Source organism: Hominimerdicola alba 8, assembly GCF_000178155.2.
In the GTDB taxonomy this organism is placed as follows: Bacteria; Bacillota; Clostridia; order Oscillospirales; family Ruminococcaceae; genus Hominimerdicola; species Hominimerdicola alba_C.
Map to the genome: position 1 here is coordinate 45,263 of NZ_ADKM02000040.1, position 23,620 is coordinate 68,882.

Genomic DNA, 23,620 nt, shown 5'->3' on the forward strand with positions numbered 1-23,620 from the left:
AGTGTCATGAATTATCGATTATAAAGTTCTGCCAGTATAAACAGTAATCCATATTCATGTGTATGCCGTCAGGCGATGCTTCTTCGGGCAGATAACCGTTCTCATCAGCAACAGCCGCCGAGCAGTCAAGGAAATACACACCCAGCTTGTCCGCAACAGCTTTTATCGACTGAGTGAACAGCTTCGCATTCTCATTGTTGACCGCATCACCGTCCATATCCTGCGACTGTGCCAGCGGCAGTATGCCTATCAGATATATCTTAGCATTCGGCTGATAACCCTGTATAGTTGTTACCAGTTCGGTGAAGTGATCTTCAAATACATCGGTATAAGGCCAGCCCATCTCATTCGTGCCGAAGCTGATATATACCCGCCCGAATTCGCGTCCGCTCAATGCCTGTGCCAGTGTGCCCACACTTCCGTCACCCTGTACTATGTCGGTAGAAGTCAGCACCGTGTCGATATTCAGACCCACCGCGCAGATGAATGTCGCCTGAGGTTTGTCAGTGCTGTTCATCATGCCGACAGTTCGGCTGTCACCGATGAATACCGCATCGCTCAGGTCATCAGCAGTGTCTTTTGCCACCGCATAAGGGTGTCCGCCCTCTTCCTGTGCGTAAGGCGCAAAGGAGTCCACCGCCGCATTTTCGTCCTGCGAACTTTCAGGCATATCTTCCTGTGAAGACGTTTCTTCCGCCTTGCTTACCACCTCAGCCTTTGAGGAAGTGTTCTTATCTGCGAGCGCGGCTTTAACTGCATTTTTATGCGAAACGACTCCCGCAAACACAGACCAGCCCACTGTAAACGCCATACAAGCCAGACAAAGCCCTGTCACAATATTCTGCTGTGCCTTGACACGTTTTTTTCTTATTGCCGAATTACTCTGTTCCATAGCCCACTTTCCTCTGCACAAGACTGCTTTATTATAGCAAACGACATATCTATTTCTGCATTCAGCACTTGCAGACACCGCGCTTTGCCTAGACTGTAGGTGTTGAATGTCACGAGATCCATGTCGTTACTATGACCGAGCGGCAAAGCTGAAACATCGCATTCGCGCTCAGTATATATCATACCATATTTCCGCAATGATTTCAAGTACCAAATCATAAATTTAACATATCGGGGATAAGTCCGATATATACAGTTTTGCCGAAAATGCGGCGTTTATACATAAGAGAAGCACCGTTCTGCTCAATTACGCGACTACGTCGGCGTATGCGACCGTGTCGGCGTATGCGACTGTGTCGGCATAAGCGACCGTGTCGGCATGTTATCTTCAAACGTAATGATGACGAACTGTCAGCGCACCCTTTCGTTATAACGCCCCGACCGAACAATATCTCACAAAAAAAGCACCGCGCCCATAGCGCAGTGCCGTTAAGACCTTGTTTAATCCAGCATCTCGTGCAGTTTTGCCGCCAGCTTGGATACAGGCAGACCTACCACATTGAAGAAATCGCCCTCTATCTTTTCAACAAGCAGAGTGCCCTCGCCCTGTATGCCGTATGCGCCCGCCTTATCCATCGGTTCGCCTGTAGCCACATAGTCGTCTATCTCTTCATCGGTCAGTTCCTTGAACCATACCTTCGTTGTTTCGGTGAAAGTTTCGATATGCCCGTTGTGGCTGACAGATACGCCCGTATCTACCGTGTGTACCCTGCCCGAAAGAAGCCTCAGCATGCGCTTTGCATCTTCCTCGTCCTTCGGTTTGCCAAGTATCTCACCGTCAGCTGTCGTAACTACCGTGTCACAGCCGATGACTACCGCCTTCTGGTAGACTTGCGAGATGCACTCGCACTTCTGATAAGAAAGATAACCGGGTACATCCCGCGCACTCAGCGCTTCGGGGACAGCCTCACCGCAGTCAGCAGGTATCACCCTGAAACTCGGACAGATAAGCTGCATAAGTTCTTTCCTTCTGGGCGATGCAGATGCCAGTATCACATCGTATTCCATCAACAGGTTCTTAATATTCAAAGGTTTCCCCTCCGTATGACGACTGATCCCAGCCGCCGTAGTTATTGTCATATCCGCCGTCCCAGCTTTGGTCGGCAGAATTGTCCGACCACTGTGTATCGGGCGACCACTGTGTATCAGGTTCAGGTGTCCACTGCTGAACAGGTGCTTCTGTAACAGCAGGTGCTTCTGTAACAGCAGGTTCAGGCTCGCTGTATACAGGGGCAGTCGTTTCAGCCGCCGATGAACTGTCACCCGCCGATGTTTCGTCCTCCGCCGAAAGCGATGATGCCGCAGGCTGAGAAAGTTCAAGCCTTGCATCTACATAGTAGTGACGAAGTATCTGATCGTATGTCCAGCCGTTTTCAGCATAATAGTGCGCCCCCCACTGGGACATGCCCACGCCGTGTCCCCAGCCGCAGGAGGTGAATGTGAACTCGCCGTCCTTGTACTTTATGGTTATAGCATTCGATTTCAGACCCATCAGGTTGCACAGCTGGTTGCCTGTCAGCTTACAGCCCGCGTTGCCGTCGATAGTAACAGTATCGATGTACACCTTGCTGTACGCCCTGTCTATGGTGAACCACTTTGTCTGGTCTTCAGACAGTGCAATGCCGAAACGACCCTCCAGCAAAGCCTTGACTTCTGCGCGGCTGTACTTCTTTTCGTAGCCCCAGTTGACGTCCTGTTCGTCATATATGCTCTCAACGCATTTGAGATAGGGGTAATCCATGCCCCATATATCCCCCGCAGTGGTGGTATAGCCCGCGCTCGAAGCCGAATAAACAGCGTTTATAACTTCGCCGTCATAAGTCAGCGCCTGACCCTCGACCGAGTTGACGCAGCCCTCCAGCTTTGATGAATAGCCGTATCTCAGACCGATGGTCGGTGTCAGCCCATGTTCCTGATTGAAACGCAGGTGGCAGTACGCCGCAACTATCTGCGCCTTTATCGCGTCCTCGTCCCAGCTGTCACCTATCTCGTTGTTCACCATCAGGCAGAGCAGTTCGTGTCCGTTCATCACAAGGGTAGAACCTGAATTTTCATCATGTACCCTGAAATACTCCCCTGCCACGCTCCTTGTGGCAGTGAGGTTCTGCGGTTCGCCCTTTTCAGGGTAATATATCAGCGTATCCTGCTGCGGGAACGGAACTGTGAAGTCGTTTGGGTCGGTTATCTCACCGTTCTCGACAGTCACGCCTTTTGACTTTGTTTCCGCCGCCGAGATATCATACTCGCATATGGCAGCCTTTCTGAATTTCGGGAACTCCATCTTCTTTACAGTCGGTTCAGCCAGTACCAGCGGCGCTGTAAAACTCTTCTGCACCGTCCTGAAAGCAGATGCCGCAGCCTTCTGCACCTCAGCATCATGCACGATAACTGTTTCTGCCGCACTGTCAGCCGTAACCTCACGTACAGGCTCAGCGCTCTCCGCCTTTGGTGCGGGGTTGAAAGCGCTGTCAGTCAGCATCATCAGCCCGCAGCCGCCTGTGACGGCGATGCCTGTCACCAGCATACGTATATGTGCGGTCAGCCGCCCCATCTTAGATGGCTCGCTATATTTTTCATTCTTGTTCCTGTTCATCAAACAACTTCCTCAGCTGAAATTTTGTGATGCCCCATAGCGGGATATCGTTTACATTTCACAGCGCATAGCCCTGCATTCTACATTTTATCAGATAAAGAGAAAAAGTCAAGACAAAACCGCAGTCCGTCCTGACTTTTCGTAGTCCTTAACAAATGCTGCACAAAAACCGTGACATTAAATTATGCACTTTACCAGTTTTTGAAATATCTCTGACCATCTACTTCCAGACAAAACTGTAATGTTTCAAACCAGCTTGCTATATCGCCTCCGCAGTACGCGGGAGCGTAGTAGTAGGTAGCGCCGTTGGTGTTGTCCTCGCCTGCAAGCGCCCTTGCCGCACAATCTCTTGTATTCTGCGTGGGGACGGTAGTGCCGTTATAGTAGCCATAGATAGCATCGAACTGAGAAGGTGCAGTCAGCACAGCCGAGATAGAATCGGGAAACAGGCTCGATCTCACCCTGTTGATGATAACGTTGGCAACGGCGATCTTGCTGGCTTCAGAGCAGTTGCCAACTTCGCCCTGCAGCACGTAGCAAAGCATCTCAAACTCTTCATCGGTGTAGCTTATGACGCTGCCCTTCTTGGAAGAGTCTTCCTTTAACTCAATGACCGTTTTGCCGTCTTTGGACTTTTCGTCCTTTTTCTCTTCGGTCTTGCTGTCTTCGGGGGACTTGCCTGTGAAATTCTCGGCGGCAGCGAAGCCTGTGACCTCACCGTGCCTTACTGAATACCACACACCGTCATCGGTGCAGCCGTCAACAACGACCCTTTCGTCGGCATCGATCACTTCCAGTACCTCTGAACTCTTGTCGGGAGTTTTTCTCAGACTGACAGGTTCAGCCACATACAGGAATGTCTTTGAAATGCTTTTGATGTTGTTTTCTGTCTTCACATCGGCGTTTTTATCAGTCCCAGCCTTGACTGACGCCTTTGCGTTCTTTTTCTCCGCGGCTGATGTTGTCATCTCGTTCGCAGAGCTCTCCTCATCTGCTGCCCTTGTGTCAGGCGCAGAAACCTCTGCAAACTCATACTCGTTGATACTTGCCTTTCTCCATGTGACAGTATCGAGTGCGGTATACGCACCCTCATCTCTCGCTGTGTCGGTGGTGTTTACATTCGCAGCCTTTGTTTCTTCGTCAGCCTTCTGCCCCAGCATGCCGCATACGCTAATGGTACCTATAGTCAGTACGCTCAGCGCGCTTGTCCACAGCACAGTGCCGACTCTTCTCACGGACGGCTTAACGTTTCTGCGTTTAGCTGCCCTTGATCTTTTCTGCTTCATTTTTATCACATTACCTTTCCGGAGTACCCTTGCGAGAACCCCTGTCCGCAGCCGTGAGAGCTGCTGCGGAGCTTTATATTTTAAACCGACGGTATTGTCGGTCTAATAGCATAAAGCAATATATACCCGAAGGTAGATTTTTCGGGACTTTCGCCCCATTGCGGACCGCCGCCCGCAGACCGTCCCCCATTAAAAAGTGACCGCCCGCGCGAGTCTTCGCCCTTTACCGAGCCGCCCGCATCAGTACTGCCAGCCGTTGTAGACTGTCTTATTGCCGTAGATATCTTTCCATACCTGCGGGAAGTAGATGTCCTTATCAGCCCTCTCGGTATAAGAAGACTTGATAAGGTCGATGTTGTCATCGGGAGTCAGCTTCTTTGCGACTATTACCCATCTTACGCCCTCTTCCACCAGCTTTGAGCAGGTCGAAAGGGTGATGTACTTGTCGTTCTCGGTACATTTGATAGCATCGTTGGCATACCACGAACGCTTTGATATCTCGCTGTACCAGTCATCAAATCTGTACTCTGTATCATTGAAATCTCTGTAGCCGATATACTCCCAGAGTTTGCCGTTGTCATCATTTGCATCGGTATTTATCATAAAGCAGCTTACTATAGCATATTTGCAGCCGCTCTCATAAATGCTGTTGAACTCGATGATGGGGTACTTTTTCAGGAAATCAACGCCCTGTTCGTACTCCGAAAGGTGGGTGAAGCTGGTACCGACCCAGCCCATGTGGTGTCCGAAGATAGTCAGGTTATCCGCCTGTCCCTCCTCGTTTATCCTGCCCCAGCCGTCAGCGAAGATGCTGCCCGACTCATAGTAATTGCCGTAGAGATCCTTGTAGAGATAATAGTCATTATCCTTTCCCTGCACTACCGGGAAATCTATCATCTCTTCATCGTAGGAATCGTTCAGACCCGGAATCTTGATATAGCCTACCACATCGTCGTTTGCTTCAAGGTAATCCTTCGCCCAGTCACGCACTTCGCGCTTTCTGACTGTCAGGTCTGCCGCACCTATCTCAACGCCCTCAGTGCCCGTATTCACCTCATACCTGATATTGTCATCAGACTTCGGCTCATACTGCTCTACCACGCCATGAATGTTATCATGTTCGCCCTTGTGGGTGTTAATATAGCCTTTCAGCTGCCCCACCGAAACGGCGAATATTATCACCGATGCCGCAAATATCGCTTTGCGGACTTTTTCGGTGCCGCTGTCGCCTTTAGCGGGCACAAAAAATCTTATAAAACGGAGAAAGCCGTTTGAAGACTCCCTCTCGGAAAAATTCGTATCGTTTGCCATTTTGTTCTTCCTTTTTCGCCTCAGTATTCCCAGCCCTTGTAGATCTTGTTGTTGCCGTAAAGATCACGCCAGTATTTCGGGAAATATACATCCTTGTCGGGCTTTTCTTTATATGACTTGATGATAAGGTCGATGTTGTCGCGAGGTGTCAGTTTCTTCGCCACGACTACCCATCTCAGGTCACTCAGCAATTTTGAGCAGGTCGAAAGTGTGATATACTTGTCATCTGCCGTACACTCAATGTCACTGGTGTACCACGAGCGCTTGCTTATCTGGTCGTACCAGTCAGCAAAACTGCCGTCTTCTTCATTAAGGTCGCGGCAGCCAACATATTTCCACAGGTCACCGCCATCGTCCTTTTCCTTAGTGTTTATTATGAAACAGCTGACTATCGCGTACTTGCGTCCGCTCTCATATATGCTGTTGAACTCGATTATAGGGTACTTTTTCAGGAAGTCAACTCCCTGCTCATACTCTGACAGGTGTGTGAAGCTGGTACCCACATAGCCCATATGATGCCCGAATATGGTGAGGTTGTCAGTTTGTCCGTTCTCATCGAGCACGCTCCACGCATCAGCGAAGATACTGCCCGATTCGTAGTACTCACGGTCAAGATTGAGATAAAGGTATTCTTCATTATCCTCGCCCTGCACCACAGGGAAATTTATATACTCTTCACCGCTGTAATCGGTAAATCCCGGTATCTTTATCCAGCCCACCACATCTTTGTTGCGTTTAAGCAGCGGCTTCGCCCAGTCCTGAAGACTCAGCTTCTGACCGGCAGCTTCGGGGTTCGCGGCATCGTATTCATCGCCGCCCGCTTCCATGCCGTAGCTTACATTGCTGTCGAACTGCGGTTCATACTTCACCACAACATCCTGTATGTAAGACCTCTGCTCTTCTTTTGAAGCGCCCAGATAGTCGCTCAGCTGGTCTATCGACATCGAGAAAAGAACTATCGAGCCCATGAAAACTATCTTGCGTAATATCTCATTGCTCTTGTCGCCCTTCCAGGGGATAAAATATTTCACGAACCTCAGAAAGAAATTTGAGCTGTCCCTTTCGGTGAGGTTCGCCGTTTCGTTTGACATTGCCATCGTCAGTCACTCTCCTTGACCTGCGCCTTGTCAGCGCATGCTGTAAGGTATCCCGCAGACCTCACATACCATCTGCATGGTTTTCAGCGTGGTCAGCCTGCGTATCATTCCTCTGTCAAGTTTTTCATATTCTTCAAATAGCCTGAGTTCTCTGACTATCTCTTTATCCTTGTATCTTGCCGACACATACACAGTGCCGACAGGTTTTTCGGCTGTGCCGCCTGTAGGTCCCGCAAGACCCGTTATGCCTACCGCGCAGTCTGTGCCGAACATTTCCTGCGCCCCGCGCGACATCTCACTCGCAACCTCTTCCGAATAAACGGTGAACTGTTCCAGCGTTTGCTTTTTAACGCCCAGCAGTTTCATCTTCATTTCTTCGGTGTAGGTACACACGCCGCCGTTGAACATACCCGACGACCCGCTGACCGAAGTCACAGCCGCCGCGACCATTCCGCCCGTACAGCTTTCGGCTGTAGACATAGTAACGGAATTTTCTAACATATATTTTACTACACACTCAGTAACAATGTCAATAGTTTCTGTTACCACTTTGTTATCTTCCGCAAAATTCATCAATGAAACGCCTCCTTTTACTAGCACATCACACAAAGAAATCGCGTCGTTTTTAAACATTTCGTGAACGCAAGGCGCAATTCAAATCATTTTAACATGGTTTTTCTGACTGTTTTTTAAGCATTTCCAGCAAGTTTTGTGTTGATTTTTTTGGACTCCGTTCACATATAAAACATCGGATTTTCGGGAAAGCACACATTCGCTCACACCATTTTCACATTGGCGCTGTCTTGAAAATTGTACTTAAAATATAACTCAGGTCAACTTTGTAACTTTTGTGTAATTTTTGTTACCATTTGTCATTTTTGCCAAATTGCGACTTTTTCTGTACAGTTAACCATATCTCTAATATATAAAAATACGAAACTGCAAGTGTGCATTTTTTCGTCTGTGAACGATTGCTTCCATGCTAAAAATTGACCGAAAGTCAGTCTGTCAGACCCCATGTCCGCAAGTGCTCGTCCGACTTTCACAGCGCTTTTCAGACAGATCTTCCGCACACATCAGATGTGCTTTATCAGCCTTACAGTAGTACCCTCGACCGCTTCTTTGATGTACGGTTCAAAATCGAAACTTGCCTGCGCTTTTTCCACCTCTTCAAGGCTCGGACGAGTCTTGGGGTGCTTTGGCGTGAATACCGTACAGCAATCCTCATAAGGCAGTATGGAAGTTTCAAAAGTGCCTATCTTGCGGGCAATTTCGATTATCTCCGCCTTGTCAAGACCGACACAAGGTCTGAACACAGGCATGCGGCACGCAGCATCGGTGCACACCATCGCATACATAGTCTGGCTTGCGACCTGACCCAGACTTTCGCCTGTTATAAGTGCCTGTATGTCGTCCTCTTTTTCGCAGATACGCTGTGCTATCTCCATCATCAGTCTGCGCATGAGGATAGTGAACAGTTCTTCGGGGCAGTTAGCCCTAAGTTTCAGCTGTATCTCGGTGAAAGGCACGCAGAAGAACTTGATGTCGCCGCAGTATGCGGTCATCAGTTCTGCCAGTTTCTCGACTTTCATTCTCGCCCTGTCAGAAGTGTAAGGCGGAGCCTCAAAGTGTATAGCCTCGACCACAGCACCGCGACGCGCCATCATGTAACCTGCCACAGGCGAATCTATGCCGCCCGAAAGCAGCAGCATCGCATGTCCGCTGGAACCTACAGGTATTCCGCCCGCACCGTCAACAGGGTCGGAGTGTATGAAAGCATAGTCCTCGCGCACCTCAACAGTGACAGTCACCTGCGGTTCATGCACATCTACCTCCAGGTGCGGGAACTTCTCCAGTATCGCACCGCCCAGTTCAGCACATATCTCAGGCGATTTAAGAGGGAATTTCTTGTCCGAGCGCCTCGCGTTCACCTTGAATGTGCGCGCACCCTCCAGCACATCAGCCAGATATTCGGGCGCTTTCTCGCATATAGCTTTTATATCCTTCTCGACCGCACCGCTTCTGCACAGCTTGACAATGCCGAATATCTTTGAAAGTCTGTTCTCGAACTCGTCAACATCAGGTTCATCGCCCAGCGGTTCAACATAAAGGGTAGACTGCGATTTAGTTACTCTGAACTCACCCGCACTTGCCAGCCTGCGTTTGATGGTCTTTATCATCATGCTCTCGAAAGTGCTCTTGTTAAGACCTTTCAAAGCTATCTCGCCGTACTTGCAAAGAATTATTTCCTTCATTATAACTGCTCCTTTATAAAAAATTTGTCGTTTTCGGTATCCTTTTACGAATTATTTTGCCGGCAGAATGTTCAGTTTCACTAAACAAACACGATGGTCTTGCACCACATACCCCAACACGCCGTTGCAGGCAGTCAGAAAGCCCCGACTTTGCCGAACTGCCGTTCTGACCTTGACACACAGTCACGTATCACACAGACAAGTAACACGCTCACGGAACGTTCTTCCATCAGTCTGTTTTGGTCGGAGTTTTTTCCCTATATATTATTATAGTATAAAACATCCGTTCTATCTGAGATGTGCCAACTCTGCCTGTGCCGACTTTATGCCGTCAAACAGCGCATCGATATCAGCTTCTGTCGTTTCTGCCGAAAAGCTGATGCGAAGTGTGGTGTCCATATTCTGTACAGGTATTCTGAACTCTGCCAGTACACCGCTCTTTTTGCCCTTTGAGCACGCCGAACCACTGGACACATAAATATCTTTCTTTTCAAGGTAATGCAAAAGCACTTCCGATTTCAGCCCCGCCACAGATATGCTGTTCACATAAGGTGACTTCTCGCCCGTATAATTAAGCGTTGCGCCGCCGTTTTCAGCACACTTCTCAGCCAGATAACTTTCAAGGTGACGCGCCCTTTCCAGACGGTCATTCAGGTCGCCTGCCAGCGACTTCACCGCCGCCCCGAAACCGCATATCAGCGGCACCGACTCAGTCCCCGAACGCAGGTCTTTCTCCTGACCGCCGCCCATTACCAGCGCAGGAAGATGCAGTCCCTTGCGCACATACAGCGCACCCGTCCCCTTAGGACCGTGAATTTTGTGTGCGCTCAGCGATATCAGGTCAGCCGACAAGGTTTTCACCCTGACAGGCAGTTTCATGTAGCCCTGCACACAGTCGCAGTGTGTGATGACTTTCGGGAAACGTCTGTGGATCGCCGCAAACGCCTTGCCTACAGGCAGTATCGCACCGGTTTCATTGTTGACCAGCATCATGCTGACCAGAAAAGTATCCTCATTCACCGCATCTATGATGCTCTCAGCCGATATGACGCCGTTCTCATCAGGCGATATGCGCACCACCTCACACCCCAGCCGTTCCAGTTCGTCAATTGGACGCGCGGTGGCAGGGTGTTCAACAGTCGTGGTAACGACACGGTGCCTGCGCTTACCCTGTGACTTAAAAGCCCCGAAAATGGCGGTGTTACTGCTTTCAGTCGCCCCTGAGGTGAAATATATCTCCTCTTCAAGACACCCCAGACTTTCCGCAACAGCATGTCGGGCATCACTGACCAGCAATTCGGCATCGACCCCGCACCTGTGCAGGCTCGATGGGTTGCCAAAGACTTCCAACCCTTTCAGAATGCCCTGAACAGCGGCATCACAGGGCTTAGTGGTAGCAGCGTTATCGAGATATATCAAAACTGACAGTCCTTTCATAGCCCATTCTGGCAAAATTTCACATAACTTATATTATAGCATAGATTTCAGGGGATTTCAATACACAATTCTTAATTCATAATGTGCAATGTGTTCATTATCGCCGTCGCCTTTTTTTGCATTTTCCTTTCCGCAATATTTGAGAAAGCAATTTTTGATATTTACAACCAATTATTGCGGTGACTCCTTTTGTTTCGTTCGAGTAATAAAATAATATTTTTTAATATAGCCTTGTATTATTCACATTCTGTAGCGTGGATTTGCACAATATATTTAAAAATGTTCAAATTATTTTTATTGAACTTCCCGATGCACTATGATATAATAATCACGTTAAGGCAAGGTGAACGTTTACTAAATTTTGTGCTGCACTCACTCAAATGCCTGTTTCTCAGCCATGTGGCTGATTTTGAACGATTTTTTGGTAAAATTAAATTATAAGGAGAAAACATTATGTCAAACAAGTTCATGAAGACCACACTCGCAAGCGTGCTGGCTGTTCTCAGTGTGGCTTCTTACCTGCCCGGCACTGCCGTTGGCACATTTTTTGCAGACACCGCCATTACTGCAAGCGCTTCATCTGTTTATGGTGACTTCACCTACGATGAACTTGCAAGCGGCACCATTTCAATAACCAAGTACAGCGGTCACGACACTAAGGTGACGATACCCTCTGAGATAAACGGCAAGACCGTCACTGAGATAGGTTCAAACGCATTTATCAAAAACACCGATATGGTCGATGTCACTATCCCCTCGACCGTCACATACATTGGTGATTTCGCATTCTGCGGCTGCTCAAATCTTTCAAAAGTCATCATACCGAGCAGCGTTACATCTATGGGTCGCGGTGTTTTTGCAAGCTGCATGAATCTCGCAGGTCTGTCGCTTTCAAGCAGTCTTACCGAGATACCCGAAGGCGCATTCCAGAGATGTGCCTCTTTGCAGACAGTCACCATTCCCGAAAATGTAACTTCCATCGGTAATTACGCTTTCCAGGACTGCGGTACACTGGCAAGGGCAACTTTCCCGTCGGGTCTTACCTCTTTCGGCAAGAAGGCTTTCTACGGCTGCGAAAATCTGTTGGGTGTAGTTATGCCTGCGGGCGTTACCGAGATACCTGAGTACACATTCTTCGACTGCAAGCGCCTTAACAAGGTATATTTCCGTGAGGGTCTGACTGCGATCGGCAATTCTGCTTTCGGCAGCTGTGAATCTCTGACAAGCGTGAACCTGCCATCTACCCTGACTTCTATAGGCAGTGATGCTTTCGCAAACTGCAAGAAGCTGTCTGCCGTTACCATACCCGACAGCGTTACCACTCTGGGCAAACAGGCATTCACCAACTGTCACGGTCTGACTGAGGTCACTCTCTCGAAGAACCTGAAGACCATACCTCAGGGCGCTTTCATACTGACAGGCATCACCTCCATAGATATACCTGAGGGCGTTACTGCCATAGACAGCCTTGCATTCTACAGCTGCAAGTCACTGACCGATGTTAAGCTGCCCTCTACCCTTAAGACTGTTGGCGAAAAGGCATTTGAACTCACAGGCGGCATCAAGGTGACTTTCGGCGGCAGCTCATTAAGTTGGTACTCGATCGATATCGATATGAGCAACAAAACCCTGAATAATGCACCCGTAACATTTGAAAAACAGCTCGCGCCTCTCCCATACAGTGTCAGGGTAGCATACAGCGAGCAGTACCACCAGATGCGCTTCACATGGGATAAAGTATCGGGCGCCGAAAAGTACGGCATCGCTGTATATCTTGCAGGCAAGTGGAGGATACAGACCCAGAACATCCCCGCATCAGCAACAAGCTATACCTCACCAAAGAATATGACACCGGGCATGACCTATAAGGTAGCTGTTGCCGCTAAGGTCAATGGCAAGTGGGATATCGCAAACGCCATCAAGCGTGCAGTTACCGTAACTGTTAAATGATAAGCAATATATAGCATCGTGATAAGTTCGGCAGTCTGACAACAGGCTGCCGAACTTTTTTGCCTTTAACAAAACTGAAACATAACAGAAACCTTACTCAAACAACGCCGCTGTATCATTTAGTCAGATCAAAGATAAACGATACGGAGGTAATCAACATGAAAACATTGTATTTGGTAACAGGCGCGGCGGGATTTCTGGGCGGTACGGTGTGCCGTCAGCTTATTGAACAGGGGCGCAGTGTGCGGGCTTTCGTTCTGCCCAACGACCCCGCCATGAAGTACATACCCGAAGAGGCTGAGATAATTGTGGGCGACCTCTGCGATAAAAAATCGCTGGAGAGATTTTTCACCGTCCCCGAAGATACCGAAACAGTCGTGTTCCATATAGCAAGCATAGTCACGGTCGATCCGTCTTTCAGCCAGAAAGTCATAGATGTCAACGTGGGCGGCACACAGAATATCATAGACCTCTGCCTTGCCCACAAAGAATGCCGCAGGCTGGTATATTGCAGCAGCACAGGCGCTATCCCCGAAACCGCCGCAGGCACACCGATACGCGAAGTTTCGCAGTTCGACACCGAAAAGGTGGTGGGCTGTTACAGTCAGTCAAAAGCTATGGCGACCCAGCTGGTGCTTGATGCGGTGCGCGAAAATGGGCTTGATGCCTGCATCGTCCACCCCAGCGGCATAATGGGACCCGAAGACTACGCCGTTGGCGAAACTACAGGCACACTGCTGAAAATAATCGGCGGCGAGATGCCGATGGGCATTGACGGCAGTTTCAACCTCTGTGATGTGCGCGACCTTGCCAACGGCACTATCCTCGCGGCAGACAAGGGGCGCAAGGGCGAATGCTACATTCTCGGCAACGATGCGGTGTCTTTCCGCGACTTCACAAAGCTGGTCTGTGAAGAGAGCAGCTGCAAGCCCGTGAAATTCTTCCTGCCGCTGAGTATTGCCGCATTCATCGCGGGCATAATGGAGAAAAACGCAAAGAAAAAAGGCAAAAAGCCCCTTATGACCGGCTTTTCGGTATACAATCTTGCAAGGAACAACACATTCGATTCGAGCAAGGCAAAGCGAGAACTCGGCTACACCACCCGTTCCTACCGTGAAACACTGAGAGATGAGATAGCGTGGCTGAGAAAGTCGGGCAAGATAGCGTGAGGTAACGAAATGGCTGATGTTTGTGTTATAACAGGCGGCGGGAGCGGCATGGGTCTTGCCGCCGCAGGATATATGCCGAAAAGCAAGATGATAGTCATAGCGGGCAGAACAGTTGCAAAGCTGGAAAAAGCGGCAGAAAAACTCCGCGCGGAGGGATTTGAGGTATACACAAAAGCCTGCGACACCTCCGACAGAGAAAGCGTAAAAGTACTGGCAGAGTATGCCGCATCTCTCGGCAATGTGCGCAATGTCATAAATGCCGCAGGTCTTTCACCCTCAATGGCTGACCCCGAAAAACTGCTGAGAGTCAACGCACTTGGAACTGTCTATGTGAACAGCGAATTTCGCAAAGTCATGGGAAGCGGGAGCGTCATACTGGATATATCATCAAATTCCGCATACGCCCTGCCGTCTGTTATCATACCGAAACGCACCTATAAACTGGCAGAAACCGATGAAGAAAAGTTCCTGAAAAAACTGCTGAAGCTGTGCCGTCTGCCGAAAGACAAGTACAAGCAGTCGGGGCTTGCTTACGCGCTGTCAAAGAATTTCACCGTCCGGTACGCAGGCAAGTGCGCTTTTGAATACGGCGGCGAGGGAATAAGGGTGCTGTCCCTCAGCCCGGGACTTATCTCGACAGATATGGGCAACACAGAAGCGGAAGAGGGCGCACAGATGCTTAGATACGGTGCCGAAAAACGCATGGGCACTCCCGAAGAACTGGGCTACGCCATAGCCACCGCCGCCGATGAGCGCAACGGCTACCTCGCAGGTGTGGATATCCTCTGTGACGGCGGCTGTACTTTCGGCAAAAGATATACCTGATTACCCGACAGGGACGATGGCTTTTACAGCTGTCGTCCCCTTTCTGATGCCCGAATATGCCTGTGTCATACCGCGCCCGCTATGATATTTGATATCAGTATCATAAGTTGTAAACATGCACATATCATAATTTGTGAACATGCACATATCGCTTGACAACAGAATAACGATGTGATATAATTAATATTAGTTTAATGATTTATACAAATTAGCCTTTTATAATATGGAGGTGTTAAATTTGAACATCAAAATATTGATATGTGACGATGAACCGATACTTTGTAAAAAGACGCAGGAGGTCATAAAAAGCATTGACCCGAATATCGATGCCGATACCTGCTATCTCGGTGAGAGCGTGATAGATATCGCTGATAAGTACGATATTATTTTCCTTGATATAGATATGCCGGGTATGAACGGCATGGAAACCGCATCGCTGCTGAGGAGAAGAGGTGTCAGTTCGTATATAGTTTTTCTGACCTCACACAGCGAATTTATGCCTGAAGCCTTTGAAGTAAGGGCTTACAGATTTCTTACAAAACCGCTGGATGCGAATAAAGTCAGCAAGATGATAGACGAGATAAAGCTGGAGATGTCCAGCAGACATAAAGTCATCATAAAGACGGGCGACAGAGAATATGTGCTGAGTTCTGACGAGATAGTGTATCTTGCCGCCTACGGTGACGGCACATATATCTATACCACCCATGATGTTATAGACAGCAGTAAGTCACTTAAACACTGGGCTGAGGTGCTTAGCGACAAACAGTTCTTTTACGTACACAAGTCATACATAGTTTCATATGCTTATATATCCGAACTTGGCAAGATGTCGGTAAAGCTGAGGAATGTCAAGGAGGAGATACCCGTTTCAAGAAGAAAGCACAAGGAATTCAGGGAAAAATATATAAGCTATATAACCACCTGTGCCCGCAAACAATAGCCCATGACCCAGATACTTACTAATACAGGTCTTTACATCATCGAACTGATAAAGCTGCTGCTGTTCGCATTCGGCATAAGTTCAGTGAAGATAAAAAGTCCGAAACTGCTGGCGGTATCGGCGGCAGCATCGGTATTTGCGGTGATGGCGATAAGTTCTGTCCTGAATATATATGATTACGCCATACTATATGGCGTTTTCGCATCTTTTGCCTGCATTTTCGCGCTGGAGAAGAAGCGTTCTGTGCTGTTTCTGCTTTTTGAATATCTGAGCATCTGCATACTTGATATCACAAATTCAAATATAGTGATGCTAGTGACCGACCTGCAGATCGACCGCAGCAGCAGCTACCATGAGGTCGATTTTATGATAAATTCACTGACCATACCCATACTGCTGATACTGCGGCTGGTCAAAAGCAAGTACGCGGATAAGTTCCCCGAATTCCGTATATCGGCAAGGTATATCGTCCTGATGAGTATAGGACAGTTCTTGTTCATGGTGTACATCAGCAGTCTTACGCTGTTCTCATTCACGGGCGGTTCGACCATACGCGACAGGCGGCTGACTGTCATCGCATGCCTCAGCTGTGTCGTATTTGTGGTAGTGGTATTCCTGCTGTTCTTCCACAAAAGCAATTCTGTGCAAAAGCAGAAAGAGATAGAATACACCCGCGACCTGCTGAGGTGGCAGGATAAATACTACACCTATCTTTTGCAGAAAGAAGAGGAAACGAAGCGTTTCAGACATGATATAAAGAACCATCTTTACGCCATCAATACCTTGCTTGAATATGACCAGTATGACGAACTTGACAGGTATCTCAAAGACTTACAGATAAAGATGACCCCGCTGAATTCGGGCATACACACAGGTGTCAGGCTGGTAGATGTTATACTGCACGAACTATCTGAGGAACACAGCGATGTCACTGTTGAATGGGAAGGACAACTCTCAGAGAATACAAATATCGCCATGATGGATATGTGTACCGTGTTCTCGAACCTGCTCAGCAACGCCTTTGAAGCCGCACAGAAATGTGACGACAAGTGGGTGAAAGCAAAAGTCAGCAGTGAGAGCGGCGCACTGTATGTTATGATATCCAACAGCACCTCACATGAACTGAAATATTCGGGCGGCGCTGTGGCTACCACAAAGACCGGCAGTGGTCACGGCTACGGAATACGCAATGTAGAAGATGTCGTGAGGAAGTACAGTGGAAAGTTCAGCATCAAGTGCAGTGACGGTGCAGTAAGCGCCGAAGCAGTACTGCTCAATTAACAATAAGTTAATATTTTTGGTGCAAAGATGCCTTTGCACACCCATTAACTGCCGTTCTCCAAAGAACTATTGAAAAACCGAAAACACGATGATATAATAATGCCTGTGGAAAGACCGCAGGCATTATTTCGTGTGAGGTGATGGGCGTTGATTAATGTTTCTAACCCTATTGATTGGATGATAGGCTTTTTATTCAAACACAGATAGCATGAATGACCATTGCGAAAGGGAGTGCAGATTTGCCAAAAAAAAAGATACTTCCCATGAAAGTGCCAAAACTTTACAATTACCCCATATACGGTTTTCTGTTTTCTGTCATTGAAGAGAAAGACATGAATTGGGTCTACAGCAACTTCATACAGCTTATGTACCACGAAAACTGGGATATGCCCGTGTTTGAAGACCACCTCAAACTGTTCGATGCCTGCCCTTTTCTCAAAAGCACAGTATTCAGCTACAGTAAAGGCGAAGACGAATTTATCGGCACACTGAAAAACGGCATAGACAACGAGAACTATATACACCTCTTCCTTGACTGGGTATATGTGAACGATAAGTACAGCGGTCCGACACTGCCGCACAGTACCATAATAAGCGGCTATGATGACAACAAGCAGGTCTTCATAGCACATGACAACTACGGCGGCGGAAGGTTCGTATCAAAGGAGATCAGCTACGAAGACACTGTAAAGGCTTTCTTCTCAGCTGTCAGAACAGGCGGAAATGACAGCGCAGACAGCAGATATCTGCGGGATATCGCCTACGAAAAGTACGACCGCACCGTAATAACAGTCATCGACTATAAGAAGATCTTTGAAAGGATAGGCAGGTATCTCGATGCTTCGCCCGAACCTGTAAGTTTTTACGACACCAAAGCCGAATACGGCATCGATGTCTACGAAAGGCTCGCCCGTAAAATGGAAAAAGGCTACAGTAACATGACAAAAGACCTGCACATGCTGTACGAGCACAAACTGCTCATGTGCAAACGGATAGAACACTGCTTTTACGAAAAGCACACCGATATCCCCGAAGTATATGAAGTGCTCGAAGAATACGAACAGCTGTGCAAAGAGCACCAGACGCTCAGAAACAGCTATATAAAATCTTTTTTCACAAAAGAAGACCCAAGCGGTGATGACAGCATGTTTGCTCAGAAGATGAGAACGTTTGCAACGAGAGAAAGGGATACTCTGAACAAACTGCTGACAGTAAAGGATATTTTCGTACAGATGTAAGATATGCCCGCGCAACATGCAAAAATGCGGGGCTTGAAAAAGATAATCAGGGTAAAATACAGGGAGGTCACATAATAATGGAAAATATATGTCTGTTCGGCGCGGCAGATAATGATATGGTTTTCTTTGAGAACAGCGATGTGCTCATGGGCAAAAACTCAAAGATAGTCAGCGTTGTCAGCCGAAACAGCTTTCAGGATAAGGTCAAGACTGTCGGTTTTGAAGACGCTGATGCTGAAATGATAGCTTCCGAGAGCGATACGGTCGTTGTTTGCAGAAGCACACAATGTTCCGACAGCTATGTGGCATCTTTCATCGAAGAACTCTTTGACCACGATGTAAAGGTGATAAACTACCACTGCTTCGACAATGACATGACTAAAAAGCTGAAAAACGATGCCCGCAGGATAAGCCGTGATTATGTGGATCTCAGCCGAAAAGACAAAGTCATTCAGGGCATGATGGGTAGGGTATCGGTGCCTGTCATATATGTGATGGGTCTTGCAGACGGTACCGACAAGCTGAATACCGAACTCGCCTTGCAGAAGATACTTACCGAACGCGGCTATAAGACCGCTCTGATAACTTCTGACAGCAGAGGTGATATGTTCGGCGCTGAGGTCTTCCCATTTGAACTTTTTGACTACAGCAGAAGTTTTGCCGAGATAGCCGAGAATTTCTCAGACCATTTCGTAAGATTTGAAGAGAACAACGAACCCGATGTCATCATAGTGGGCATTCCGTCCGATGTCTTTTCGCCTTTCTGCGAAAAGGATCTTTCACTGCCTGCATATCTTATGAACAAGGTGTGCCCGCCTGACTATATCGTGCTGAATGTACTTAGTGACACTCTTGAAAATGTCACTCCGGAACTTCTCGATCATTACATTGCCGAAGATATGAACAAAACTGTCGATGCACTGTATGTAACACACTATTCCAACAGCAAGATAAAGACCCGCAGCCGCAGTTACGACCGCGCTGTGAAAGCAGGCATCAGCAGAGAAAACGAACATACCAAATGCGGTAAACTGGTGGTACACTATACCGATAAAAACAGATTTGAACATATCGCAGATGACATAATAAGAAAACTGACGATACGCAGAGATGAAATGATATATGTAAAACATGACATGAGAGCCTCCGGCTTCACTATCAATTGACAGTATCGACTTCCATATATGTTGACCCCCATATCCTATAATGGATGTGGGGGTCTGGTCTTTAGTATAATATTTCAACGGTATTTTATAGCGATTCGCCTTAAAATCCAGACAAAATCCAGTCACAAAACCCATAGATTCCAGCATTTGCGACTGGATTTTGTGGATTTAAAAAGTTGGATCGCTATAATAGACCCCCGCAGGCTTTATCAGCCCGACGGGGGTCTTTGCATGTGTTTTCAGATGTATCGGCAGATGCGTTACAGTAAACGACATAAATTTCAGAACATCTGCCGTCTGTCCATATCAAAAAGTTTTTCGCATCTGATACCACTGCACCCCGCCTATCACCGAACCCTGCGAGATGCCCTCGTTCACAAACCCGAACTGTTCATAAAACCCGATAAGCGACTGCTTGCAGGTCAGCACTGCGCCCTTTCTGCCCTGTTCTTCTGCAAGGCTCAGGAATTTTTCCATCAGGCTTTTGGCGATGCCCCTGTGCCTGTATTCGGGGCGGGTACACAGCCCGAACACCATCTGCCACGCACCGTTCTCATCGTGCAGTGAGGGAGTGGTATACATCTCATCTGTCAGGTCTGCAAGGTCGGTTACAAAGCCGTTTATGAATGCCGCTATATCTCCGCTGTCATCTTTTGCCAGCAGGAAATGCTTGGGGTATACACTCAGCCGCTCACAGAACTGATGCTTCTTCGCCGCCTGTTCTTCGGGGAAACAGCTTCGCTCGATATTTGCTATCACATCGAGATATGATATATCTGCAAAAACTATATCCATTTAACCTTCTCCTTGTCAGATGTTGTATTCGGGCTGAGGCTGTGCCTGCGCCAGCTCGAATAGTTCCAGTATCTCCTTGCGCATAGCCAGAAATTCAATGCCGCCGCGATGTCTTGGGCGCGGCAGGTCAACTTCGATGACACGGCTTATCTTGCCGGGTCGCGGAGTCATTATCACTATGCGGTCACTGAGGTATATGGCTTCATCGATATCGTGGGTCACAAGTATCATTGTAGTGCCGTTCTCTTTCCAGAGTTCCAGCAGTTTGTCCTGCAAGTCGGCGCGGGTGAAAGAATCGAGCGCACCCATCGGTTCATCAAGAAGCAGTGCTTTAGGTTCGTTTATCAGCGCCCTCGCTATCGCCACGCGCTGTGCCATGCCGCCCGATATCTGGTGGGGATAGCTTTTCTCAAATCCGTCAAGCCCCACCATAGAGATATATTCACCGACTTTTGCTTTCTTCTGTTTCAGCTGACCTCTCGCCCGCAGACCGTAAGCGATATTATGCCCGATATCCAGCCAGGGAAAAAGACTGCCCTGCTGGAAAACGTAGCCGCGTTCGGGGTCAACTCCGGTTATCTTTCTGCCGTCAATCGAAAGCTGACCCGCCTGCGGCTTGTCAAGCCCCGCTATCAGCCGCAGAAGTGTGGTCTTGCCACAGCCTGACGGTCCTATCAGCGAGATAAACTCGCCGGCTTTTATATCAAGGTCAACGTTTTTGAGCGCCTGCACCGTTCTGCCGTCAGTGTCGGTGTAGATGCGGTCTACCTGAGAGATATTTATACTGCTGCTCATTTTTTGACTACCCCCTCCTGCCAGCGCAGAGTGTGCTTCTGTATTCGCCCGATGATGTGGTTTATCAGCGAGAACAGCACCGCCATTATGACTATCGCCGCCAGCACTTTGTAATAAGCGCTCCATACTTTTGACTGGTTGATGTAGTAGCCCAGTCCGCCCGGCTGACCCAGCATCTCGCTCATGACAAGGGTGGTGAAAGCCATAGCGTTTGCCGATGTTATGCCTGTGAATATATCGGGCATAGCATGGGGCACAGCCACATGGAAGATAAGGTCAACGGGGTCACTGCCCAGTATGCGTGCGGCTTCATAGTTCTGTTTCGGTGTAGACTGTATGCCCTGCGCCGTCAGAAAAGCTATCTGGAACCATGCACATATAACTATCAGGAACACTGCCGCCGTAAAAGAGTTCGGCAGAAGTGTCAGTGCAAAAGGCATCCACGCTACCGCAGGCACAACGCCCGTTATCTTCAGCACAGGGTACACCCAGTAGTAAACTTTCGGGAACCAGCCGATGAGTATTCCTGTACCCACACCCAGAAGTACGCCGCATGAAAATCCCGCACTGTAAAGTCTTAGCGAGTAGAGGGTGTTCTGCAAAACATATTCGCCGTCAGCAAGGTACGCTTCTGCCACCTGTGCAGGACCAGGGAAAAACGGCTGTGCGAATATCTGCAATTTAGTGCCGCCTATATCCCAGACTGCAAGTGCAAGCCCCAGCGCAGATCTGAAAGCCGCATTCTTGCAGAATTTTTTGCGCTTATCCTTGTCAGCAAGCGACCGTATTGCCGAAACTGTGTATATCAGTATCAGCCCCACCAGCAAAGCGCGGTAGAGGTCGTTCATCGTAAGTCCTATATTTAACCCGAAAATGCTCAGAGTATAGTTTTTTATCTCCACTGCCGCTTTCTGCGGGAAGAATATATTCACCGCGACAGCTATCACGAAGCCTGACACGGTCAGCAGTGCTTTAAGCAGAAAATAGGCACCGTTTTTGTAGTTCCATGCCGCTTTGGGCTTGTCGGTGATGCTTTCCTTTACGGTGGCTGACAACTTTACTGTAGCTGTGTTCATTCACCCACCTCGACTTTCTGATATATGTCTTTCGCAAACTGTTCGGGGTCACTTTCAAGATAGCCTATCTTAGCAAGACCGTCCACGAAGTACTTTACATCTTCTTCAACGTGAGCGTCCCAGTTTTCGTCATGTTCTTCTGCCGCAGGGTAGCCGTAGCTTTTTATCAGGTTTACCGCCAGTTCTCTGTCCTCAATGGAAGCATACTTGCCGTCAACTATCAGGTCTACCGCATCTTCGGGATTAGCGTATATCCATTCCTGCGCCTTGCGGTAAGCCCGAAGCAGTGCCGCAACCTTTTCGGGGTCTTCTTCAAGCACCTTTTCGGACGCATAGAGGAAGCAGCAGAAGTGGTTCTCAAAATAGGGGTCTTTGCCCAAGTCGAAGATTATCTTCACATCGCCTGCCTTTTCATGTATCGAACCGAGCGGGTCCCAGAGTGCCGCCACATCAATTTCACCTTTTGCAAGCGCTTCAAATTCTAGGTTGCCGTCAGAGTACGGGAGAAAAGAAACTTCACCGTCAGCGGGGTCAGCGGAGATACCTGCATTTTCAAGCCACAGCGAAGCCACCTGATGAGGAGTACCGCCTATCTCGTCAACGCCTATCTTCTTGCCCTTTAAGTCTTCAACGGTGCTTATATCGGAGTCGGGGCGCACTGCAAACTTTATACAGCCCTCATGCAGACCATCGACCACCTTGACTTTTATGCCGTTCTCGATGCTGGGGAAGAACTGGAAATCGCCGTTCACTATTGGTATCGAGCCGTTGTTCAGCCCTATCTTGCGGGCTTCAAAGTCGGTGGAGATGAGGTTGACATCAAAGCCCTCCTCTGCGAAATAGCCGTTCTCATAAGCCACATATATCGGTGCGCCGCAGAGTGCGCCGTCCTTGCCGGGTATATCTATACTGCCGTATTTGTAGTCGGTCTTTTCGGCTTTTGGGGAAGTATCTTTCTTTGCGCCGCTGTCACTGCTTTCGCTTACCGAACATGATGTCATCACTGCAACAGCCGCAATTATCATCGCACATATTTTCTTCTTCATATTTACCATTTCCTTTCGATATTTGAGATGTTACCAGTTTAGCTGAAAAACATCGAAAGGTCAACGAAAAAAGGTGACAACGTTCGCACAAAAGGTACATCGCGGCAGTTATCACGGCGGTTTTAGGTCAAGGAAAATGTACTGTTCACAGCGCGGCTGACACGCTTTTCCCGCAAACGGTGACAACGTTATATTCCCCGATGATACGGCGTTTTTTAGATATATTTCCGCAAGCGGGGAATGATTTTTAACATATATCATGCGGTGTATAAGACAACGCTATCATCGTTACGTTTGGTTATAAATTTTTGTTATTACTTCTGATAAATCATGGGATATGGCAAGCCGGATATCCCGAAATGTTTAGCACGCTAAATCGGCTTTTTAATTCATAATTCATAATTCA

General features: G+C 48.2%; 20 protein-coding genes. 7 read left to right on the forward strand and 13 right to left on the reverse strand.

All coding sequences use genetic code 11. From position 1 onward, the window contains the following. Positions 1-4: 4 nt before the first annotated feature. From CUS_RS03660 to CUS_RS03700, 9 genes are all read right to left on the reverse strand, one after another. Positions 5-892, reverse strand: a complete 888-nt coding sequence (locus CUS_RS03660; RefSeq protein ID WP_100084526.1) for an SGNH/GDSL hydrolase family protein — start codon at positions 890-892, stop codon at positions 5-7. A gap of 500 nt (positions 893-1,392) precedes the next feature. Beyond that, a complete protein-coding gene (locus CUS_RS03665) occupies positions 1,393-1,980 on the reverse strand; it encodes a Maf family protein (protein WP_002847591.1) in 588 nt (195 codons plus the stop codon). Next, entirely contained in the window at positions 1,970-3,544 is a 1,575-nt protein-coding gene (locus CUS_RS03670) for a SpoIID/LytB domain-containing protein (RefSeq protein WP_002847627.1), read from the reverse strand. Before CUS_RS03670 ends, CUS_RS03665 begins: the two co-directional genes overlap by 11 nt. A gap of 191 nt (positions 3,545-3,735) precedes the next feature. Then, a complete protein-coding gene (locus CUS_RS03675; RefSeq protein ID WP_037276438.1) occupies positions 3,736-4,830 on the reverse strand; it encodes a cell wall hydrolase in 1,095 nt (364 codons plus the stop codon). A 240-nt stretch (positions 4,831-5,070) separates the two neighbouring features. Further along, positions 5,071-6,141: a class B sortase gene (locus CUS_RS03680; protein ID WP_002847584.1), complete on the reverse strand. Its 1,071-nt coding sequence runs from the start codon at positions 6,139-6,141 to the stop codon at positions 5,071-5,073. A gap of 20 nt (positions 6,142-6,161) precedes the next feature. After that, positions 6,162-7,238 carry a class B sortase gene (locus CUS_RS03685; RefSeq protein ID WP_002847590.1) on the reverse strand — a complete coding sequence of 359 codons (1,077 nt, stop codon included), beginning with the start codon at positions 7,236-7,238 and terminating at the stop codon, positions 6,162-6,164. 30 nt (positions 7,239-7,268) lie between these two features. Continuing rightward, a complete protein-coding gene (locus CUS_RS18500) occupies positions 7,269-7,811 on the reverse strand; it encodes a CinA family protein (protein WP_002847567.1) in 543 nt (180 codons plus the stop codon). 503 nt (positions 7,812-8,314) lie between these two features. After that, entirely contained in the window at positions 8,315-9,493 is a 1,179-nt protein-coding gene (thiI, locus tag CUS_RS03695) for a tRNA uracil 4-sulfurtransferase ThiI (protein WP_002847616.1), read from the reverse strand. Between the two features lie 288 nt (positions 9,494-9,781). Then, positions 9,782-10,912: a cysteine desulfurase family protein gene (locus tag CUS_RS03700; protein ID WP_002847557.1), complete on the reverse strand. Its 1,131-nt coding sequence runs from the start codon at positions 10,910-10,912 to the stop codon at positions 9,782-9,784. A gap of 471 nt (positions 10,913-11,383) precedes the next feature. On the opposite strand from CUS_RS03700, the gene CUS_RS18505 reads away from it, so the two are divergent. From CUS_RS18505 to CUS_RS03735, 7 genes are all read left to right on the forward strand, one after another. Further along, positions 11,384-12,880 carry a leucine-rich repeat domain-containing protein gene (locus CUS_RS18505; protein ID WP_002847629.1) on the forward strand — a complete coding sequence of 499 codons (1,497 nt, stop codon included), beginning with the start codon at positions 11,384-11,386 and terminating at the stop codon, positions 12,878-12,880. Positions 12,881-13,038: 158 nt separating this feature from the next. Then, positions 13,039-14,049 carry an NAD-dependent epimerase/dehydratase family protein gene (locus CUS_RS03710; protein WP_002847620.1) on the forward strand — a complete coding sequence of 337 codons (1,011 nt, stop codon included), beginning with the start codon at positions 13,039-13,041 and terminating at the stop codon, positions 14,047-14,049. 9 nt (positions 14,050-14,058) lie between these two features. Continuing rightward, a complete protein-coding gene (locus tag CUS_RS03715) occupies positions 14,059-14,874 on the forward strand; it encodes an SDR family NAD(P)-dependent oxidoreductase (protein ID WP_002847642.1) in 816 nt (271 codons plus the stop codon). Positions 14,875-15,112: 238 nt separating this feature from the next. Continuing rightward, positions 15,113-15,817, forward strand: a complete 705-nt coding sequence (locus CUS_RS03720) for a LytR/AlgR family response regulator transcription factor (RefSeq protein WP_002847641.1) — start codon at positions 15,113-15,115, stop codon at positions 15,815-15,817. A gap of 3 nt (positions 15,818-15,820) precedes the next feature. Then, on the forward strand, positions 15,821-17,098 hold the full coding sequence (locus CUS_RS03725) for a sensor histidine kinase (RefSeq protein ID WP_002847592.1): 1,278 nt from the start codon (positions 15,821-15,823) through the stop codon (positions 17,096-17,098). A gap of 239 nt (positions 17,099-17,337) precedes the next feature. Then, positions 17,338-18,336 (forward strand): hypothetical protein, encoded by a 999-nt coding sequence (locus CUS_RS03730; RefSeq protein ID WP_002847597.1) that lies wholly within the window; start codon positions 17,338-17,340, stop codon positions 18,334-18,336. Positions 18,337-18,413: 77 nt separating this feature from the next. Further along, positions 18,414-19,502 (forward strand): hypothetical protein, encoded by a 1,089-nt coding sequence (locus tag CUS_RS03735; RefSeq protein ID WP_002847630.1) that lies wholly within the window; start codon positions 18,414-18,416, stop codon positions 19,500-19,502. 306 nt (positions 19,503-19,808) lie between these two features. Here the strand turns inward: CUS_RS03735 and CUS_RS03740 are convergent, their stop codons facing one another. Genes CUS_RS03740 through CUS_RS03755 form a run of 4 tightly spaced genes read right to left on the reverse strand, consistent with a single transcriptional unit; the run spans position 19,809 to position 23,223 of the window. Beyond that, a complete protein-coding gene (locus CUS_RS03740; protein ID WP_002847621.1) occupies positions 19,809-20,297 on the reverse strand; it encodes a GNAT family N-acetyltransferase in 489 nt (162 codons plus the stop codon). A 15-nt stretch (positions 20,298-20,312) separates the two neighbouring features. After that, positions 20,313-21,092 carry an ABC transporter ATP-binding protein gene (locus CUS_RS03745; protein ID WP_002847633.1) on the reverse strand — a complete coding sequence of 260 codons (780 nt, stop codon included), beginning with the start codon at positions 21,090-21,092 and terminating at the stop codon, positions 20,313-20,315. Further along, a complete protein-coding gene (locus CUS_RS03750) occupies positions 21,089-22,168 on the reverse strand; it encodes an ABC transporter permease (RefSeq protein ID WP_002847563.1) in 1,080 nt (359 codons plus the stop codon). Before CUS_RS03750 ends, CUS_RS03745 begins: the two co-directional genes overlap by 4 nt. Beyond that, on the reverse strand, positions 22,165-23,223 hold the full coding sequence (locus CUS_RS03755) for an ABC transporter substrate-binding protein (protein ID WP_100084527.1): 1,059 nt from the start codon (positions 23,221-23,223) through the stop codon (positions 22,165-22,167). Before CUS_RS03755 ends, CUS_RS03750 begins: the two co-directional genes overlap by 4 nt. Positions 23,224-23,620: the final 397 nt, after the last annotated feature.

Bases quoted from the DNA above. Each gene is read 5' to 3' on its own strand.
- CUS_RS03660 (WP_100084526.1), bottom strand. From the start codon at position 892: ATGGAACAGAGTAATTCGGCAATAAGAAAAAAACGTGTCAAGGCACAG.
- CUS_RS03670 (WP_002847627.1), bottom strand. From the start codon at position 3,544: ATGAACAGGAACAAGAATGAAAAATATAGCGAGCCATCTAAGATGGGG.
- CUS_RS03675 (WP_037276438.1), bottom strand. From the start codon at position 4,830: ATGAAGCAGAAAAGATCAAGGGCAGCTAAACGCAGAAACGTTAAGCCG.
- CUS_RS03680 (WP_002847584.1), bottom strand. From the start codon at position 6,141: ATGGCAAACGATACGAATTTTTCCGAGAGGGAGTCTTCAAACGGCTTT.
- CUS_RS03685 (WP_002847590.1), bottom strand. From the start codon at position 7,238: ATGGCAATGTCAAACGAAACGGCGAACCTCACCGAAAGGGACAGCTCA.
- CUS_RS18500 (WP_002847567.1), bottom strand. From the start codon at position 7,811: ATGAATTTTGCGGAAGATAACAAAGTGGTAACAGAAACTATTGACATT.
- thiI (WP_002847616.1), bottom strand. From the start codon at position 9,493: ATGAAGGAAATAATTCTTTGCAAGTACGGCGAGATAGCTTTGAAAGGT.
- CUS_RS18505 (WP_002847629.1), top strand. From the start codon at position 11,384: ATGTCAAACAAGTTCATGAAGACCACACTCGCAAGCGTGCTGGCTGTT.
- CUS_RS03710 (WP_002847620.1), top strand. From the start codon at position 13,039: ATGAAAACATTGTATTTGGTAACAGGCGCGGCGGGATTTCTGGGCGGT.
- CUS_RS03715 (WP_002847642.1), top strand. From the start codon at position 14,059: ATGGCTGATGTTTGTGTTATAACAGGCGGCGGGAGCGGCATGGGTCTT.
- CUS_RS03725 (WP_002847592.1), top strand. From the start codon at position 15,821: ATGACCCAGATACTTACTAATACAGGTCTTTACATCATCGAACTGATA.
- CUS_RS03735 (WP_002847630.1), top strand. From the start codon at position 18,414: ATGGAAAATATATGTCTGTTCGGCGCGGCAGATAATGATATGGTTTTC.
- CUS_RS03740 (WP_002847621.1), bottom strand. From the start codon at position 20,297: ATGGATATAGTTTTTGCAGATATATCATATCTCGATGTGATAGCAAAT.
- CUS_RS03745 (WP_002847633.1), bottom strand. From the start codon at position 21,092: ATGAGCAGCAGTATAAATATCTCTCAGGTAGACCGCATCTACACCGAC.
- CUS_RS03750 (WP_002847563.1), bottom strand. From the start codon at position 22,168: ATGAACACAGCTACAGTAAAGTTGTCAGCCACCGTAAAGGAAAGCATC.
- CUS_RS03755 (WP_100084527.1), bottom strand. From the start codon at position 23,223: ATGGTAAATATGAAGAAGAAAATATGTGCGATGATAATTGCGGCTGTT.